We start from the raw sequence: 19702 nt of genomic DNA on the forward strand, positions 1-19702 counted from the left end.
GCAGGAGATCCTTTTATTCGGGAAGATGATTTTGAAGTGCTTTATTAGCCCGTTTAACTGCCAGCTTTTCTTTCCATGTCATATATTTTTCCCTGAAATTGGCTTTCATGAAATCATCAAATTTGCGCTGTACTGTCAGGTTAAATAAACTTCTTGCTTTTACTGCCCAGGATTTATCCCATGCCCTCAGGCTGATCGAAAATGAACCGTCCAGATATTTCATCCAATGCCAGTAACCAGTCGGCATAAAGAGCGTGTCGCCATGTTCCAGGAAGCCCTCCACGCCTTTAATCCCTTTTAATGCAGGAAATTTGTCAAAGTCAGGTTGCTCAATATCATAATCTTCCAGTGCATAAGTGGCATATGGAATTTGATAAAGTCTTTCTTTCCACTTGTTTTCAAATAGAATGATGTGTTTTCTGCCGTTAAAATGAGTGTGAAAAATATGTGCAAGGTCGATATCGTAATGCAGGAAGGTAACTGATCCTTTACCCCCGAAAAACATATTTGGATAGCTGTCAAGAAAACCGCCCATCAGACTTTTTGGAGCAATGTAATCTTTCAGTAAGTCAGGCGCATGTTTGATGGGGTCAAATAAAAATATACGAAGGTCTGTTGGCGTGCTGCTGATCAGGTCTATATAATCGGTAAATTTCATCTCTGCAGCAGCAGCATTAATCGGCTTTGAAGGATCTGCTTTAGAGCTATCATATAAAGGGACCATTCTATCACCCACAACACTTTTCATATAATCCATGGACCATTTTTCATAGGCAGGCCATGTTTTGGCCATGTTTTTAATGATCAAGGGCCTGCGCGCTTTCAGATAATTTTTTTCAAAATCTTCTTTAGAAATGTTATCTACGCAATCAATTTGAGCTAAATCAAACTTCATGTTATGTTAATATAGTGTGAATTCAACGTAAAATTATGCAAAATACAATCTGGTATCCTATTAGGTTCCAATAAATATGGAATTCTGACAATAAAAAAACACAGCGGGTTGCTGTGTTCTTTTGTATTATTAAAGAAGGATGAATTAGTTTGGCATCAACACTGTGTCTATTACGTGGATTACGCCATTTTTCTGCATTACGTTAGCAATTGTAACTGCTGCGGTACCACCTTTTTCATCAGTCAGAATGAGTTTACTGCCCTGCATAGATGCCCATAATTTGCCTCCGCTAACAGTTGTCAATTCGGCTTTTCCGTTTCCTGCTTTGATCGCTTTTGCGATTGTCTTAGCATCCATTTTCCCGGCTACCACGTGATAGGTAAGAATTTTTGTCAGCATCTCTTTGTTTGCCGGTTTAAGCACTGTCTCAACTGTGCCTGCTGGCAATTTATCAAAAGCAGCATTTGTAGGTGCGAAAACAGTAAATGGGCCAGCTCCTTTTAAGGTTTCTACAAGACCTGCAGCTTTAACAGCAGCAACCAAAGTAGTGTGGTCTTTTGAATTTACGGCATTGTCAACAATGTCTTTTGCAGGATACATTTCTGCGCCACCAACCATAGGGTTTTTTTGTGCGTAAACTTGTGTGGAAAATGCCATAGCTACTAAGGCAATTACAGATAGAATAGTTCTTTTCATTTCTCGTTTTTATACCAGGAGATACGAAGAAGAACTGGTATCGGTTTTTTACAGGTTTATTTTCGATTTTCTGATATATTTTGAAAATCTTAAGGGGAAAAACCTTTTAAACAAAACGCCTTTTATCTCTTTTCCGCCGATATATACTTCTTCTTTATTGTTTTTAATGGCGTCAATTATCTGACTGGCACAGGTGGCAGGTGACATGCCATTTTCCTGGTTTTGGTCCATCACATCATGTTTACTGCCGTCTGCCGTTAGCGCATTTAGTGATATATTAGTTTTGATATAGCCCGGGCAGATGAGTGAAATATTGATGTTCTTATCGGCCACCTCTGCGCGTAAAGAGTCGAAATAACCATGTAATGCATGTTTTGACGCTGCATATGCAGAACGGTGCGGAGTGCCGAATTTCCCCACAACACTGCTGATACATGCTATCTGGCCATTTCCTTTTGCGATCATGCCAGGCAGTACAGCTTTACTTAAGGCTACTGTGCCCCAGAAATTGATGTTCATAATTTTCTGTTCAACTTCAATAGCTGTTTCCAGTGCCAGGGCACGCTGGGTAATGCCGCCGCTATTGATCAGTAAATCAATTTGTCCGAATATTTTTTCCGCCGCCGCTGCTTTATCGACCAGCTGACCTGTCTCTTCCAGATCCAGTGAAAGTACATGAACATTGATCTGGTTTTTGCAATTCATTTTTACCCTGAAAAGCTCGTCTCTGTTTCTTGCGGATATAATCAATTTTGCACCAGCACTGTTATAGGCGTATACCAATGCTTCTCCGATGCCTGAAGAAGCGCCTGTGATCCATACTACTTTATTCTTCATGTAAATCTTATTTAATTAAGAGGATTGCTCGTCGATCATAAACAGCTCTGAAGCAATGTAATCTGCGAATAACTTTCCTTCCTGAGTCAGAATTAGTTTGTCATTCTCGTTATTCAGCCACCCTCTTTGTATAAAAGGTTTGATATTTTTCATTGTATCCGAGATAAATACTTTCCCGAAATCATTTGCTATTTTATGTAAATCTGTGCCCCACATGGTCCGAAGGGAAGTCATCACGTACTCATTAAATCTATCGTAGATATTTAGCTCCTCAGTTGTTTCCGCTAATTGGTTTAGTGCAAGCTGCTGCAGGTATTTCGCATTATTCGCAATATTCAGATACCTGATATTACTATTAAATCCGTGTGCAGAGGGACCTATGCCCAAATATGGAACACCTCTCCAATAGTTTGTATTGTGGATGGCATGTGATCCGGGCAAACTAAAATTAGAGATTTCATAGTGATCAAAGCCTGCTCTTCCCAGCTGATCAATCAAATAAATAAACTGAGCTGCACTTTGCTCATCATTTACCGGGATTTGTTTCCCTTTTTTTATGGCAGCAGCAAGTGCTGTGCGCGGTTCTACTGTTAATGAATAGGCTGAGATGTGTGGCGTTGCCAGGCTAATAGCTTTATTGATGTTTTGCTGCCACTTCTCATCTGTAAGCAGTGGATATCCGTAAATGAGATCAATGCTAAGGTTTTCAAAACCTGCATCCTGACTTCTTTTGATACAGGTTTCTGCTTCCGTAGCGTTATGAGCCCTGTTCATCCAGACCAGATCTTCGTTAAAAAAAGATTGTACTCCTATGCTGAACCGGTTTACCGGTAACTGGCGTAACTCTGCTATTTTCTTTGCATCAAGATCATCCGGATTGGTTTCAATCGTGATCTCCGCATCAGCGGCTATGGAAAAATGTGTAGTAAGGGTGTTAAATATTTTATCAAGTGAAGCTTTTGGTAAGACAGACGGGGTGCCACCGCCCAGGTATATACTCCCCACCTGTTCCGTGATCCTATTTTTCTTGAGTATAATTTCCTTGCAAATCGCATCCGTCATTTCATCAACGTATTTAAGAGAAGTACTGAAATGAAAGTCGCAGTAAGTACATGCCTGCTTGCAAAAAGGTATATGGATGTAAATTCCTGCCATCTGCCAAAGGTAAGTTATAAAAATAAATTTTAAGATAAAGGATAAGTAAGGTCATCGATTTACTTTTATAGGTCTTTTGTAAACCTACACCTTTACTTATCGTTGAACGCTGAATGATTATATGATATATGTAAGATGATATCTTCGTCAGGGAATAACATGACATTGAAGTACCATTAGTTTGTTTTACCAAACCAGTATCAAACCAATGTCTGGCCAATGGCAGACCAATGTGTGACCAATATAACCGCGAGCCCCGATCTTAGACCAAATCTGTGTCTTCTCTTAAATAATAAATACCCTGCAATCAAATATAGACTACTGTATTTTACCCGATAATTTCAATTTTGCGTTGTCGGATGCTGTATTTAAACATAAATAATGCCTTAATTTGTACAAAATATCCCGAACAGTAGCGATCTGATCAATGTATAAACACTTTTTTGTTTTTTTTCTTCTGTACGTTATAGGATTTAGCGATTGCTTTGCACAGCAGGTACCGGTTTCTGCGGATTCTGTAGTTGCGCCAAGAGTTTACAAACCACGCTTCCGGCGCGATTCGGCATTTCTGGTCAGACAGAAGTTCGTTACAGATTCAATTATGACCCATACCTGGATACTGCCGGATTCATTAATTAACAAACACTATCTGATAGACAGTATTCTTAAAGCTAATGTTTTCGAAAAGCTGGATCTGGATGCCTGGTTCAAAAAGTATGGGAAATATAAAAAAGAAAGTAAATTCAGGATAGGTAATACACTCGTTAAGGGAAAGGTTTGGGTTTTAGGATTTATCGCATTGTTATTGGTGGTATTTGCGATATTGAGAATTTCGTTCGCAAAACAGTTGCAGGGAATTGTGCAGGCCTTTTACAGTAACCGGGGATTAAATAATCTGAATAAGGAGGATAATGCATTTACATCCTGGCCGTTTTTATTGTTATTCATTCAGTTCGGCTTTACAATAGGTATGTTTTTTTACCTTGTTGCACAATATTATCAGCTGGCTTATGTTCATCAGGGATTTAGTTTTTTTGTCAGTATTTCTGTCCTGATTGTAGGCTTATATGCGCTCAAGATCATACTGCTCAGGGTACTCGGACACCTGTTTAATATCCAAAAACCAGTGCATGAATACATCTCTATATTATATTTGAGTTATTTTAACATTTCTTTAATCTTCATTCCCCTGGTGGTTGCTTTTGCCTTATCACCACTCAAATATGGTATATATTACATAGTTATCTCGTTTGTGCTTCTTGCACTAATCTTCACCTTCCAATTTATTAGGGCGGGAGTAAATATTTTATCTCATTATCGGTTTTCAAAAGTCTATTTATTTATGTACTTTTGTGCCCTCGAAATATGTCCTATTTTGATATTAATCAAGGCAATAGGATTTGAGCTGTAACTAGGTAAAATGCAAGAAATGACAGAAGATAGGTTGCGTAAAGTAAAAAGTATACTGATAACTTTGCCCAAACCCGAAACAGAGAAATCCCCTTATTTTGATTTGGCAAAGAAATATAACTTAAAAGTTGATTTCAGGTCATTTATCCATGTTGAAGGGATTCCTGCAAGAGATTTTAGGAAAGACAAGATCAGTTTAGGTGATTTTACTGCTGTGGTTTTCAGCAGTAGAAATGCAGTAGATCATTTTTTTAGGATTTGTGAGGAAATGCGGTATGAAGTGCCTGCGGATTTGAAATACTTTTGTATTTCAGAGTCTACAGCATTGTATCTTCAGAAGTATATTCAATACCGGAAGCGTAAGATCTTCTTCGGTAAGCAGACTGCTGCAGATCTTTCTGAAATACTGAAGAAACATGCTGCAGAAAAGTTTCTGTATCCATGTTCTGATGTCGCTACAGAAGATACGATGAATTTTCTGGTAAAAAACGGGTATGACATTACACCCGCGGTTTTATTTAAAACTGTGGTGAGTGATCTTTCAGATCTTGCTGATGTAACTTATGATATTATCGCATTTTTCAGTCCTTCGAGCATCCAATCATTATACATAAATTTCCCCGGTTTTCAACAGAACAATACACGTCTGGCTGCTTTTGGTGTAAACACACATAAAGCGGTTACAGATAAGGAATTGATTGTAGACATTGCAGCTCCATCTCCGGAATCTCCGTCAATGATCATGGCTATTGAAAACTATATCAAGAAATCGAACAAATAGATAACTGTTGATGTAGTTGCACGTTTTGGGGAATCTCCCGTAAAAGAGTAAAGATTTAATTCCGATAAGCAAGATGTTACTAATATGTTAACGTCTTGCTTATTTTGCATTTAACTCATATTTTTATCACGTAATAGTTGTAATTATCAATCCTAATTGATAAAATTGTGTAAAATTGCTGTTGGCGTATATGAGGAAATTTTACACACTAGGTTTTATTATAGTTGCGGCTTTGTTTTCTGGCTGCGGAAAAGGCGGACAGGGAGAGCTGGTTGGCGTATATAACAGAAAATTCAACAATAAGAAAATGCCGCTTGGCATGGTTTATATACCACAGGGAAAAACACTCATCGGGATGTCTGATGAGGACATCAACAATTCTCAGACTTCTCCGGCAAGAATGACCTCATTCAGTGCTTTTTACATGGATGAAACGGAGATTACAAATGCAGAATACAGGCAATTTGTAAATTGGGTAAGAGATTCTGTCGCACTGACTTCTTTAGGACCCGGTGCCGCGCCTACTTTTTTTATCAATGCTAAGGCAACTCCGGGAGGAGCCACACTTTCTTCACAGAAAAATATTGACTGGAAAAAGGTTGGCAATGGCTCAGCACTCTGGAGCGGTAAAAATAGTTTGAGCAGCAAACTGAAAGATATGTATTACAGCGGTGACGATGCTCTGCCTGGCCGTAATGAATTAGATATAAGGAAATTCAGATATTCTTATAGTTTTGTGAATCTTGACCTGGCTGAGGCTGGCAGAAAAGATCCGAGTAAAAGACGTAAAGATTTTATAGAGAGTTATGTAGATTCTCCTGACAGAAATAATCCGAACCAGTTTCCATCGGTGAGCGTTTATCCCGATACCATGGTTTGGAAGGTTGATTATTCGTATTCTCAGAATGATCCAATGGTAAAATCATATTTCAATCACCCTTCTTATGATAATTACCCGGTAGTAGGTGTTTCATGGGAACAGGCAAATGCTTTTTGCGTTTGGCGCACACGTTTGTATGAGCCTGTTGCGGCTTCAAGAAAAATACCTTTGAGTTCAAGACCGGAATACCGGTTGCCAACAGAGGCAGAATTTGAATATGCTGCAAGGGGAGGTAACGTAAAAACTAAATATCCATGGGGTGGACCTTATGTAAGAAATACTAAAGGATGTATGCAGGCAAACTTTAAAGTAGGAAGAGGAAATTACTCTGATGATGGCGGTTTGTATACTGTAAATGTGAAATCTTACTTCCCTAATGATTACGGATTATATAATATGGCAGGAAACGTTTCCGAATGGACTGTAACTGCTTATAACCAATCTGCTGCACCACTTTTACTGGATTTTAATCCAAACTTCACGTATGTAGCTAAGGGTACTGACAGTAAATACCTGAAGCGTAAAGTAGTAAGAGGGGGATCCTGGAAAGATATAGGATTCTTTTTGCAGAATTCTGTAGGTACTTATGAGTATCAGGATCAGGCAAGATCTTACATAGGTTTCAGATGTGTTTCTTCATTTGCAGGAACTGACATCAATTTCAAAAACTAAGCGGCGACTCAGTTCGCTAAAAGCACATCTAAAAATTAACATTATATCTATCAAAACAATGGCAGCAAAAAAGAAATTTGACTTTTTACACGTAGCAATATCATGGGGCGCGAGTATCGTAATTATTGGAGCATTATTTAAGATCCTTCACTTAGGTGGCATCTGGGGAAATTATATGATCGGGCTTGGTTTAGGTGTTGAAGCATTTCTGTTCTTTTTAACAGGTTTCTTTCCACCAGCACCGGAACCAGCATGGGACAGAGTATATCCTGAATTAAGTGATGATTTTAATGGCGAGTTGCCTAAAGTTTCAGCGAGAGCTGCTGCGGCACCTGCTGCACCATTTTCATCTTCAGCGGCATTGGATAAAATGTTGGTTGACGCTAAAATTGGTCCTGAACTGATTGAAAGTCTTGGTAATGGCCTGCGTACTTTTGGAGACAAAGTAGCTACTATTTCAAACGTTGCTGATGCATCTCTTGCTACTAATGAATTTACGGGTAAAGTAAAGCAGGTATCTGCAAGCTTTGATAGCCTGAACGGAGCCTTCGGTAAAGCAACAGCACAGTTAGCTGAGCTGGGAGATAGCCATACTGATTCGAAAGCTTACCATGAACAAGTTACTTCTCTTGCAAAAAATCTGTCTGCTTTAAATGCGGTATATGAATTGGAATTGCAGGATTCCAGCGCTCATTTGAAGTCGATGAATAAATTTTACCAGAACTTGTCATTAACAATGAATAATTTCAATGAGTCTATGGAAGATTCGAAACAGTTCAAAGATGAGGTGGGTAAACTGGCTAAAAATCTTTCTTCGCTGAATGCGATTTATGGTAATATGCTGACGGCAATGAATCAGCCACGCATTTAATTAGGTAACAGATTATTTAATCATTAACCAGAGACCTACGAAATAATGGCAGGAGGAAGAGAATCAGCAAGGCAGAAGATGATCAATATCATGTATTTGGTATTGTTGGCTATGCTAGCTTTAAACGTATCTGATACGATATTAAACGCATTTAAGAATATCAATGATAGTCTTGAATCATCAAGAACAAATGTTAACACCAGTGTTGATCAGCTGTTCTCTGCGTTTGAAAACACAAAATTAAAAGAAGAACCGGCAAGGGCTCAGCCTATCTATGATAAGGCCAAAAAAGCCAAAGCATATGCCGATGAGCTTAACGGTTATATTGATAAATTAAAGCAGCAGTTTAGTGTTGCAGGTGGCGGGATCAGTCCTGAAACCGGAGATCTGGTAGAAAGAGGAAACCTTGATATTGCTCAGGGGATTATGATTAACCAGAAAGAAGGTGAAAAACTGAAAGCTAAAATCAATGAAACGCGTGAGAAATTAATCGCCCTGCTGGATGCTAAGGATCAGAAGCAGGTTTCTTTCTCTTTAGAAGCGAAAGATGCAGAAAAAAATGTCAGCGGTAAAAAAGCATGGGAAGATATTAACTTCGGTGAAGGTACGCCCTTAACAGCTGCGAATACCGTATTGTCAAAAATACAAGCAGATACTAAAAATGCAGAAGCAGAGATCGTGAAGAAATTATTCGGCAACATGGATAAATCTTTAGTGAATCTTGATCAGTTTGCAGCAGTGGCGGTAGCACCTACATCTTATGTGATACAGGGGCAGCCTTACACGGCACAGGTGTTCTTAACGGCAAGTGATTCGAAGTCAAGCCCTGAGATTTCAGTTGGTGGTGGTAAATTGGCTACTAAAGATGGTAAAGGTACATATACCGGCGGTACCAGTTCTGTGGGTGTTTTTAAATGGGTAGGTACTATCCGTGTAAAACAAACTGACGGGCAGGTTAAAGAGTATAAAACACCAGAACAGACTTACCAGGTAGCTAAGCCTTCTGCAACGGTATCACCGGATAAGATGAATGTGATTTATGCAGGAATTGCGAATCCTTTCTCTGTATCTGCAGCAGGATTTCCGTTGGAAAGTGTTAAAGCTAATATTTCAGGCGGATCTATCAAAGGCGCTAATGGTAAGTTCATGGTTAATGTTGGTGCTGACCAGGTAGGTAAAGTAGTGAACATTACCGTATCGGCCAGCAATGCCGGCAAAACGATCAATTTAGGTGCACAGCAATTCAGGGTTAAAGCATTACCTACACCAAAAGCCTTTGTAAAAGGAAAATCGGGTGGAAGTGTTGATGTGGAGTGGCTGGAAAGATCAAGCTTAATGGAGACTGAATTGGACGACTTCGTTTTTGATATCAAATATAAAGTAATCAGATTTTCTGCAACATTGATCAATCCGCGATCAGACGCTGTTACTATTCAAAATAGTGGTGCTTCGTTCAGCGGACAAATCAAAGGAGCTTTAGGCTCTCTTAAACCAGGTGCTACAGTTATCTTTAAAGATATTATTGCTGAAGGACCTGATGGCAGACAGAGAAATCTGGATGGAATAACATTTACAGCTAAATAGATTAAGATGAAAAAGGTTTTATACACTATCATTCTCCTGTTTTTTGGAACAGCGTCTTTCGCTCAGACTACGCCGGTTACTGCACCTGTAGTGAAGAAATCTAAAATAAAAACCCCTCCGAAAGATGGTTTTTATGCAAGAAAAGATGTAGATAGTAGTGTGATGGTTCCCCTGCCTGATGTGAGGGAAGAAGATGTATTTTACTCCAAAAGGGTTTGGCGTGAAATCGATCTGCGGGATACGATTAACTCTGTACTGAAGTCTGAAAGCTCCAAATTGATTGAAATCTTAATGGAGGCCGTGGCCAATGAAGAACTGACTGTATATTCTCCGAAAGATACTACAGCCGGTAAATTACTGGAAGATAATGATTCATTCAAAATTGCCTTAAGTGCTAAGGATGCGCTACAGAATGCCCGTGGAACTGCAGAAGGTGAAGCAGATGCCAGTGGCAAAATTGGTGAACCTACATTAAAAAGACTGAGACCAGACGAATTTCTTAAATACAGAATTAAAGAAGACTGGATCTTTGATGTTAAAAGATCTGTTTTTGAACCGCGTATCATTGGGATCGCACCTATGAAAATGGTAGAAGGTAACTGGCAGCCGGTTTTCTGGATTTATTATGATGAAGCCAGACCCTTGTTAAGCAAATCACGCCTGGTTAATCCTGGTAACGATGCTTCGGTACTTACTTATGATGACTTCTTCATCAGACGTTTGTTTGCAAGTAATATTGTTAAAGAAACGAACCCGGCTAATAAAACTATTATAGAGATTCTGAATCAGACAGATCCCAAAGATCCAAGGAAACTTTACGAATCTGAACGGATCAAAAAAGGTATAGCAGACTACGAACAGAGTTTGTGGGAATATTAAAATCAACCCGGTTATTAAACAGCCGGGTTTTTTTATGCCTTAAAATAGTTGAGCAGGGTAAGGACCTGTGCTTTATTTAATATCTGTGCTAAATCAGCTTCGGTAGCTTCTTTAATCTTTTTAACGGATTTAAACTGACGCAGTAATTTATCGGCCGTAGTTTTACCAATACCCGGGATAGCTTCAAGCTCCGTTTTTAACGTACCCTGATCCCTTTTCTTCCGGTGGAAGGTAATACCAAATCTGTGCGCCTCATCACGTAATTGCTGAATCACTTTAAGCGTCTCTGATTTTTTATCCAGGTGCAAGGGATAGCTGTCGCCGGGATAATACAATTCTTCCAGACGTTTGGCGATTCCGATCACTGTTACTTTTTTATCAATACCCAGTTTTTTTAAGCTGCTTACTGCAGAGGATAGCTGACCTTTACCACCATCTATGATAATCAGCTGAGGCAATGTCTCTTCTTCTTCTAACATGCGCTTATATCGCCTGTAAACGGCCTCTTCCATCGTCGCAAAATCATTTGGACCTTCAACCGTTTTTACATTAAAATGCCGGTAATCTTTTTTAGAAGGTTTGGCGTCTCTGAATACAACTATAGCTGATACAGGATATTGCCCCTGGAAATTAGAGTTATCAAAACATTCAATATGCACAGGGAGCTGAGTAAGCATCAGATCCTTTTGCATCTGGGTTAAAATACGCTCTGATCTTAAGTCAGGGTTTAATTTTTCATATTGATTTAACTTCTCCCGTCTGAAAAACAAAACGTTTTTATGGGAGAGTTCAAGCAGGTTTTTCTTTTCACCCAGCTTGGGAACTGTAAACTTCAGGTTTTCGTCGGATAAGGTAATATCAAATGGTACAATCACTTCTTTGGAAGTACTGTTAAACTTGGTACGGAATTCTGTGATGGCTATGGTCAGTAATTCCTCGTCAGATTCATCCAGTCTTTTCTTGATCTCTATGGTTTGCGCCTGGATGATACTTCCGTTCATTATCTTCAGGTAATTGACAAAAGCATAACGTTCATCAGAAGCAATACTGACTACATCTACGTTAGTGATGGAGCTGTTCACTACGGTCGACTTACTCTGATATTTTTCGAGTACCAAAAGTTTGCGCTGATACTGATGAGCATATTCGAAGTTCAATTCCGCAACAGCATTTTTAATAATCTGCTTAACATCCCGGATAACGTTACCGATTTTACCATTTAAAATCTCTTTGATTTCTTCTATATTCTTATCGTAGTCGACATGTGCCTGATAAGCCTGGCATGGTCCTTTGCAATTCCCGATCTGGTACTCAAGGCATACTTTGAATTTTCCGGCATCAATGTTCTCGTCGGTCAGCGGTAAATTGCAGGTGCGTAATGGATAGGTTTCCTTGATCAGGTCAAGGATGGTGTGCATCATACCCACAGAGGCGTAAGGCCCAAAATAAGTGGAACCATCTTTTACCATCTTTCTGGTCCAGAATACTCTTGGGAAAGGTTCTTTTTTGATGATAATCCATGGATAGGTCTTATCATCTTTCAGCATGATATTATAGCGTGGCTGATGTTTTTTGATCAGGCTGTTTTCGAGCAGCCAGGCATCAATCTCTGTGTCTACAATGGTGAATGTGATCTTACGGATTTTGGAAACCAGTACTCTGGTTTTCCCATTCATCTGGTTATCCTGATTGAAATAGGAGCCAACCCGGTTTCTCAGGTCTTTGGCCTTACCAATATAAATGAGCGTATCATCCTGGTCCCAGTACTGATAGACACCGGGCCTGTGCGGTATATCGCCCAATGCCTTTTTATAATCGAAAGCACTCATTTAAAATCCCAGCTTCTGATCCAGTTCTGTTGTATCTGTTTGTTGTTGCTGATACTGATTACAATCGTACGTAATCGATACTCCATTTTTAGGTGCTTCGAAGTCGCCCTTACCTACTTTTAATTTTGGATTGGCATATACTTTTTTCAAAAATCCTCCAAAAACAGGTAAGGCAGTTTTAGCACCCTCTCCCTGACTGGTATTGATAAAGTGGAAAGCACGGTCTTCACAACCTGTCCATACCCCTGCAACAAGATCTGGAGTGATGCCGACGAACCAGCCATCAGAGTTGTTTTGCGTAGTCCCTGTTTTTCCACCAACCGGATTTTTAATCCCGAATTTACTGATTAAGCTGTAGCCATAACCATTTTTAACTACACCTTCCAGCATGCGCGTCATCACATATGCAACTTCTTCGTTCATCGCAGGATGTTTTTGAGGTGTTTGTGAAAATAGAACCACGCCATTTTTATCTTCAATTTTTAAGATATAGGTAGGTTGTGTCCAGATACCTTTATTTGCAAAAACAGAATAAGCGCCGACCATGTCAAATACAGAGGCATCAAAGGTACCTAAAGCAATGGAAGGGTAGGCTGGAACATTCGAAGTAATTCCCATCTTTTTTGCCAGTGTTGACACTGCTGTCGGGCCTACTTGTTTCATTAAATAGGCGGCAATAAAATTCTGTGAATAGGCTAGTGCTTTTTGCAGCGTAATGTAGCCAGGCAGGGTGCCGCCCGACTTTGGCGTCCACGGTGCACTGCCCGGCACTTCAATAGTAACCGGCTCATTTAATACCTGATAACATGGAGAGTAACCATTTTCTATTGCTACCGAGTAAGTAAATGGTTTTGCTGTTGAACCCACTTGTCTGGTACCCATTTTTACCTGATCATATTTAAAATGCTCGTAATTGATGCCACCAACCCATGCTTTTACATAACCAGTTTTAGGATCCATAGCCATCATTGCATTTCTAAGCAACAATTTATAATACTTAACAGAATCGATAGGCTTCATTAAAGTGTCAATATCACCCTTCCAGGTAAAAATGCCCATTCGTACAGGCGTATTGAAATCAGCCTTAATTTCTTCTTCAGATTTTCCTTCCAATTGAAGTGCTTTGTAGCGGTCGGACCTTTTGATCCCCTGTTCAATTTGCAGTTCTTTACCTTTAAAAGGATTTTTTCCTCTCCAGCTGCTGATAAACTGCGCCTGCAGCAATTTCATTGCTTCTTTCTGGGCAGCTTCTGCATACAGTTGCATATCGTAATTGATGGTGGTTATAATCCTTAATCCATCTCTGTCAAGATCGTAAGGAGTGCCATCGGCTTTTAAAATTGAACGTTCCTGAAAGATCCGTCTGATATCATTTTTAAGCACAGCCCTGAAATATGGCGCAATACCATCGTTCACCGTTGCTGCACTAAATTTCAAGCCAAGAGGTTTTGATTTTTCCTCTTCATATTGCTGTGCTGTCAATACCTCTTCCTTCACCATATTGGCCATCACAGTGTTCCGGCGTGCGAGTGAACGTTCCGGATTCCGTGTAGGGGAATAGCGGGTAATTCCTTTCTGGAGGCCGACTAAAGTTGCCGCCTGTGCCACTGTAAGCTGGTCTGGTGTAGTATTAAAATATACCCTTGATGCTGATTTGATACCATATGCCTGGTTACCAAAATCTACTGTGTTCAGGTACATGGTGATGATTTCTTCTTTAGTGTAATTTCTTTCCAGTTTTACGGCAACAATCCACTCCTGGAATTTTTGCATCAAACGTTTGAAAAAATTACGCTGACGACCTTCTTCAGAGAATAGATTAAGCGCTAATTGTTGTGTAATGGTACTTGCACCTTGTTTTTTACCAATAAGGTTGTAAAATATAATGGTAAATGTACGCTTGAAATCGATTCCTGAATGTTCCTTAAAGCGGGTATCTTCAGTTGAGATCAATGCATTGATCACGTTTTGCGATATTTCAGGATACGTAACATTGGACCTGTTCTGAACGAAATATGTACCTAAAACCTTTTTATCTTCTGTTAAAATCTCAGTAGCCTGGTTACTTTTGGGGTGTTCAATATCACGGAAAGAAGGCAGCGTTCCGAATACACCGAAACCCAGTGCAACGATAAATAGAGAGAATAAAATAATAGCTCCAATTAATAACTTCCAGAGTGTGAGGTTATAACTTTTTATCTCTGCAGCTGAAATATTTTTGGTCATTTTTAGTAGTTGTTTTTGTAGAATTCTAAGTAATTGGTTACGAGCTCTTTGTTTTGAAGTTTTTCGAAATTCTCTTTACTGATGATAAACGTAGTGTAAATATCTTCAGGAACTTTCATGATCTGCTTCAATTGCGGAGTTATTCCATTCGCGTAACTTTTTGCTTCTGCAAAACTACTAAAGTTCCCAACATATATCAGTTGATCATTGTCAAATTCTGTTAATCGGTGCTTTAGTCCGTTTTCTGCATAGTTCCCTCTGTTGAACTGTCCGATACCGAACCTGGATGAACTCAGCGTTAAACTGGCATCTGCCACATCTATCACAAAATAATAAGTATCTGATACGGCTTTACTGAATATGTCGGCAGCAACTTTTACAGGTGATGGAGTAATAACGGTAGCAGGTGTTGCTGTCTCTTTTACTTCAACAGGTGTTTCTACGATTTCTACAGGTAGTTTCTCTGCTGTTTGTACCGGCTCTGGAATATTTGGTAAAGGGTCAGAAGTAAACAAGCGGGGTTCGTTTGGATCGAAATCCGGGAGCGCAATCTTTCTTTTGCTGTAATCACCCATATGTGATGACAGGTAAGCCAGGTGGTCATTCACCAGTGGCACAATGACTTTATCATCAGGATAAGTTGTGCTGATGTTTTTAAATGCAGTAACCAGGCTGTCTACATGTTGCGTCCTGCCAATGGAAATTGCCTTCAGATAAGCTAATTGCGGATTCAAGATATTGTCTGGATATTGCTGTTTGATTGTATCTGCTTCCCTGATAACTTCACGAAAAGATTTTCTTTCATACTTATTGAATACTTTATTGTATTTCTGAATGACTACTGCTTCTATTTCGGACTGTTTAGCGGAAAAGTTGGGATCCTTGATTGTTTTTGCATAAACGCTGTTTGGGAACTGGCTCAAAACAAGGTTTTTGTATTTTGTGCTGTTGGCGGGATCATTATCTTTATAACCTAAATGCAGGCTGTAGTAAATGGCTGGCAGACGATTGTTTTCAGGGAAACGCGATAAGATGAGCTGATAAATTCTCGCGGCTTCCTGCTGATCATCCAGTTGCTGCTGGTAAAAATTAGCAATTTCATAGTATGAATCGATGATCTTCTGATCTGATGCCTTTAGCAGCTCAGGTGTTACAGGTATATCTTTTAGATACTTAGCCAATGCGGTGTTGGAATTGTTGCCCGCGACTGAGTCCGGACCTTTGCCGGTTTTATTCCCGTTATCTTCAACCTTAGCTATGCTTTCGGCTGTAGTTTGTGATGAAGACTTTATACTTTGTCGCCAGTTATCTTCGGGCTTTCTATTGCCCCACCGCGTTAAAAAATCTGTATAACCTCTGCTTACTGCCATCGCATTACTGAAATAAAAGGTACCAGATGAGGTTCCGGCACTATTTTCTCTGTTTCTGGATTCGAGGAAAAGATTATTCTGGTTTATAGTTGTAGTAGCGATTGTTTTTGCAATAACAGGGGTAATGAGCTGTTCAGCTCTCGCTGCACGTTCCTGTTCAGGAAGTTTTGCCAGCATTTGAAGTGTGTCCTGCAGTGCTACTGCATCATAACGTTCTGTGAGATATTCCAGATTCTGACTTTTTTTAACAATCTGTTCATAACCGGGATAATTTTTTGGCAATGTGTTTACTGTGCTGTCATAATATAATTTTGCTTTCAGAAAGTCCCTGGTGTTCTTAAAATTCAGGTCGGCAATACGCAAATAAGAGATACCTTTCTGGTATTTATTTTTTGTGCTTTTCCGCGCTGACAGTTGATAATATTTTTCTGCTTCTGCAAAATTTCCATCTTCTGCATAACTTTCTGCAACCTGATAATAGATCTGATCTGTATAATCAAAATTTTTATCGTCCCTCAGAAGGATCAGCAGCTGCTTTTTTCTATCCAGTTTTTCGCCATTCAATAATCCGGTAAGCTTAATCTTATTCAAATTGGCATTGAAATACAGTTCAAAAGCGGCATTACTTTTTTGGACTTTCACATAATTGCGCAGTGCTTCCTGATAATTTTTCTGTTTCTCATAAAGCTGGGCAAGTATGTAGGTCCAGCGGATCCTGTTACGCTTTAGATGGCTCAGCTTTACGGCGCTTTCCAGCAGAGGAATAGCTTCATCAATCCTGTCCTGATAGATATACATCTGCGCGATAGTCGCCCTCGGTTCAGCGCCGCGTGTTTTAATCATCGACAGGTTGGTATATACTGTATCCAGTATCAATGCTGCATCTTTCAGGTTATTCAATTGCATTAAACTTCTTGCCTTCCAGTTGAGCGCGCTCATTACCACATCAATATTGGTCTCATAAGTTTTAGCTGCATAGTCGAAATATTCTTCGGCAATAAAGTAGTCGCCCTTAAAATAATAAGCCTTACCCAGTAAAAGATAGGAGTCATCTATATAGTTACTAAATGATTTATCAGCAATGATTACCTGTGCTTTTGCGATAATCGCATTGAGTGCTTTGTCATTAACAGGTGTTGTTGTTGTGATCTGGCTTGTATTAAATTTTTCCGGAGCTGTATATACTGGTAGGATTTCACTGTAATTATCCGTATATTCCTGATACAGATCTTCTTCGTAGTTATCCAGAATGACATTGGAGTTGTAGATGTAATTATACCTGGCAGTAAGATTCTGCATTCCCCTGCTCATGGCAGTATCTTTTTGACTGCCACAGGCGATAAGGAAGCTGATTCCTATGCAAAATAACAGTAACTTTAAATTTGGCTGGTTTAAATTCTTCAAAGGCTGAGTTTGAGTCAAAAATAAATTATAGAATATATGCAAAATTATTTTTATTCGGCAATATTCTCAGTAAATATCTTAAATTATTTGTAACAGGTAAGACAATGAGTGCTAAGGAGAAAGATAAAAACACGACTAACTTTGTAAAATATTCCGGAATGGGTTTCCAGATGCTCGCAACCATTGGTCTGTTCACATTTGCAGGTTATAAAATTGATACTTACAGGGAATCACATAAACCGCTTTTTGTTGCCTTGCTGGGTGTTCTGGGCGTGATTATTTCTCTATACCAGGTGGTTAGACAGCTGAATAATAAAAAGTAGGCTACAATTCAGGTGGTATTTTATTACTTTTGTGAAAAATACCATTTTGAGCATACCAAAATTTACCTTATTTTATTTGTTATATAGTTTACTCCTTGCGGGAGTGGCTTTTTTATTGCCTTCACTATTTCCGCAGGTCACCTTATTGGCCGGGAAGTTCTGGCTGGTCTTCTGTTTTGTGGGGGGACTTACTTATATAGCCTATATAGTCGCCTATTATGGCATTAAACTGGATCCTGAATCCGGTGTAATGGCGATTATGGGGTCTATAGTTTTGAAAATGATTTTTTCTATGGCTTTTGTACTGATTTACAGCCTGAACAGCAAGGAAAAGGGTTTAGTTTTTGCCCTCAATTTTTTTTCTTTATATTTATTGTTCAGCTTCTTTGAAATATACTCCCTGTTACGTAACTTGCGCCACCAAAATAAATAGTAAAAATCTGCCAGTAAATGGATTGTAGCCACGTTTTTGATTTTAAAGTTAATAGGTTAATTGTTGTTTTTACGCTTTTTTTAGCGTTATTCTCTGTAACACCCTCGTTATATGCGCAGGAAGACACATTGAAAACAACATCAGCCGCTCATGCCGAACCAGAGGCAGAGAAGAAGTTCAATATTGGTAAGTTCGCCTTACATCACGTAGCTGATTCACACAGCTGGCATGTAATTGGCGATTACTATATCGGTCTTCCCGTAATCCTGTATACTCAGGTTGGATTTGTTACCTTTAATTCGGGTGACTTTCTTCATGATGATGAGGCTAAAGTAGTTGTTGAACGTTATGGACAACGCTTTGTTAAGATGCATGAAAAGATCTATTATGCTTCTGCCACTGCGAATGAGCATGGTCAGTATGCAGATTTAGATGAAGCGCATCACGTTAAGAATGCCCGTCCTCTTGATATTTCGATCACTAAAAACACTTGTACATTATTGCTTTCCATTGTGGTGATTCTTGCTGTATTCCTTAAAGTAGCTAACAGTTACAAAAAGAATGCTGGTAAATCTCCTAAAGGAATCCAGTCATGGATAGAGCCGATTATCATTTTTGTTCGTGACGACATAGCCAAACCAAACCTTGGCCACAAGTATGAGCGCTTTATGCCTTACCTGTTAACTGTATTTTTCTTTATCTGGTTTAACAACATGCTTGGTCTGGTGCCGTTTCTTCCCGGAGGAGCGAACTTAACAGGTAACACAGCAGTAACTGTTGTACTTGCGTTATTGACGCTGATTCTTACCGTTACGAACGGTAACAAATATTACTGGAGACACATATTTGCACCAGATGTTCCATGGTGGTTATATATCGTTCTTGTGCCGGTAGAGATCATTGGTATTTTTACTAAACCTATTGCATTGGCCATTCGTTTATTCGCGAACATTACAGCTGGTCACATTTTAGGATTAGCATTAATCGGACTTGTATTCGTATTTAACAGTATATATGTTGCTCCGGTATCTATTGCATTTGCATTGTTTATCAATGTGATTGAGTTGCTGGTAGCATTTATACAAGCATTTATTTTTACAATTCTATCTGCACTGTTCATTGGAATGGCGATAGAGGAACATCACTAATTTGAATTTTTAACAATTAATATAAACAATCATGATTACAGGAAGTATTGCTGCAATTGGTGCTGGATTAGCTGCTATCGGAGCTGGTATGGGTATCGGAAAAATCGGTAGTTCAGCTATGGAAGGTATTGCTCGTCAGCCGGAAGCAGCCTCTAAAATTCAAACTGCGATGTTAATCGCTGCTGCATTCGTTGAAGCAGTTGCATTATTCGCGGTAGTAGTTGCATTAGTGTAACTAAAAATGGTAACGTACTTTGTAGGATTGCTACAAAGTACGTTCTATATTAAGAAATAAAAACCTACATATAT

The 19702-nt window shown here is 39.2% G+C and carries 17 protein-coding genes; 10 read left to right on the forward strand and 7 right to left on the reverse strand.

Annotated features, from left to right (window positions below; all coding sequences use genetic code 11):
- Positions 1-13: 13 nt before the first annotated feature.
- The 4 genes from OQX62_RS02175 to hemW all read right to left on the reverse strand — a co-directional run bounded on the left by OQX62_RS02175 (position 14) and on the right by hemW (position 3583).
- Entirely contained in the window at positions 14-895 is an 882-nt protein-coding gene (locus tag OQX62_RS02175; protein WP_265829750.1) for a cupin-like domain-containing protein, read from the reverse strand.
- Positions 896-1039: 144 nt separating this feature from the next.
- Positions 1040-1591, reverse strand: a complete 552-nt coding sequence (locus OQX62_RS02180; RefSeq protein ID WP_265829752.1) for a fasciclin domain-containing protein — start codon at positions 1589-1591, stop codon at positions 1040-1042.
- A 48-nt stretch (positions 1592-1639) separates the two neighbouring features.
- The gene (locus OQX62_RS02185) at positions 1640-2428 is read right to left on the reverse strand and encodes an SDR family oxidoreductase (protein WP_265829754.1); all 789 of its coding nucleotides are present in this window, start codon (positions 2426-2428) and stop codon (positions 1640-1642) included.
- Positions 2429-2443: 15 nt separating this feature from the next.
- A complete protein-coding gene (gene hemW / locus OQX62_RS02190) occupies positions 2444-3583 on the reverse strand; it encodes a radical SAM family heme chaperone HemW (RefSeq protein WP_265829755.1) in 1140 nt (379 codons plus the stop codon).
- 427 nt (positions 3584-4010) lie between these two features.
- Between hemW and OQX62_RS02195 the strand changes: the two genes are divergently transcribed.
- The 6 genes from OQX62_RS02195 (at position 4011) to gldN (ending at position 10660) form a co-directional block, all read left to right on the forward strand.
- Positions 4011-4994 (forward strand): DUF4271 domain-containing protein, encoded by a 984-nt coding sequence (locus OQX62_RS02195; protein ID WP_265829757.1) that lies wholly within the window; start codon positions 4011-4013, stop codon positions 4992-4994.
- A gap of 9 nt (positions 4995-5003) precedes the next feature.
- Positions 5004-5774 carry a uroporphyrinogen-III synthase gene (locus OQX62_RS02200; RefSeq protein ID WP_265829758.1) on the forward strand — a complete coding sequence of 257 codons (771 nt, stop codon included), beginning with the start codon at positions 5004-5006 and terminating at the stop codon, positions 5772-5774.
- A gap of 190 nt (positions 5775-5964) precedes the next feature.
- Positions 5965-7326, forward strand: coding sequence for an SUMF1/EgtB/PvdO family nonheme iron enzyme (locus tag OQX62_RS02205; protein WP_265829760.1), 1362 nt, complete (start codon positions 5965-5967; stop codon positions 7324-7326).
- Between the two features lie 58 nt (positions 7327-7384).
- On the forward strand, positions 7385-8197 hold the full coding sequence (gene gldL / locus OQX62_RS02210; RefSeq protein WP_265829761.1) for a gliding motility protein GldL: 813 nt from the start codon (positions 7385-7387) through the stop codon (positions 8195-8197).
- A 45-nt stretch (positions 8198-8242) separates the two neighbouring features.
- Positions 8243-9781 (forward strand): gliding motility protein GldM, encoded by a 1539-nt coding sequence (gene gldM / locus OQX62_RS02215; protein ID WP_265829763.1) that lies wholly within the window; start codon positions 8243-8245, stop codon positions 9779-9781.
- Positions 9782-9787: 6 nt separating this feature from the next.
- Entirely contained in the window at positions 9788-10660 is an 873-nt protein-coding gene (gene gldN / locus OQX62_RS02220; protein WP_265829764.1) for a gliding motility protein GldN, read from the forward strand.
- Between the two features lie 32 nt (positions 10661-10692).
- Here the strand turns inward: gldN and uvrC are convergent, their stop codons facing one another.
- Genes uvrC through OQX62_RS02235 form a run of 3 tightly spaced genes read right to left on the reverse strand, consistent with a single transcriptional unit; the run spans position 10693 to position 17489 of the window.
- Entirely contained in the window at positions 10693-12489 is a 1797-nt protein-coding gene (gene uvrC, locus OQX62_RS02225; RefSeq protein ID WP_265829766.1) for an excinuclease ABC subunit UvrC, read from the reverse strand.
- Positions 12490-14715, reverse strand: coding sequence for a penicillin-binding protein 1A (locus OQX62_RS02230; RefSeq protein ID WP_265829767.1), 2226 nt, complete (start codon positions 14713-14715; stop codon positions 12490-12492).
- 2 nt (positions 14716-14717) lie between these two features.
- The gene (locus OQX62_RS02235; protein ID WP_265829768.1) at positions 14718-17489 is read right to left on the reverse strand and encodes a tetratricopeptide repeat protein; all 2772 of its coding nucleotides are present in this window, start codon (positions 17487-17489) and stop codon (positions 14718-14720) included.
- 104 nt (positions 17490-17593) lie between these two features.
- Here OQX62_RS02235 and OQX62_RS02240 point away from each other — a divergent pair, with 104 nt between their 5' ends.
- From OQX62_RS02240 to atpE, 4 genes are read left to right on the forward strand one after another with little or no spacing between them, the layout of a single operon-like run.
- A complete protein-coding gene (locus OQX62_RS02240) occupies positions 17594-17812 on the forward strand; it encodes an AtpZ/AtpI family protein (RefSeq protein ID WP_265829769.1) in 219 nt (72 codons plus the stop codon).
- Positions 17813-17858: 46 nt separating this feature from the next.
- A complete protein-coding gene (locus OQX62_RS02245; protein WP_265829770.1) occupies positions 17859-18245 on the forward strand; it encodes a hypothetical protein in 387 nt (128 codons plus the stop codon).
- A 17-nt stretch (positions 18246-18262) separates the two neighbouring features.
- Positions 18263-19393 (forward strand): F0F1 ATP synthase subunit A, encoded by a 1131-nt coding sequence (gene atpB / locus OQX62_RS02250; RefSeq protein WP_265829771.1) that lies wholly within the window; start codon positions 18263-18265, stop codon positions 19391-19393.
- 34 nt (positions 19394-19427) lie between these two features.
- The gene (gene atpE, locus OQX62_RS02255; RefSeq protein ID WP_090555667.1) at positions 19428-19628 is read left to right on the forward strand and encodes an ATP synthase F0 subunit C; all 201 of its coding nucleotides are present in this window, start codon (positions 19428-19430) and stop codon (positions 19626-19628) included.
- Positions 19629-19702 lie beyond the last annotated feature (74 nt).

The sequence above is a fragment of the Pedobacter sp. MR2016-24 genome, from assembly GCF_026239655.1.
In the GTDB taxonomy this organism is placed as follows: Bacteria; Bacteroidota; Bacteroidia; order Sphingobacteriales; family Sphingobacteriaceae; genus Pedobacter.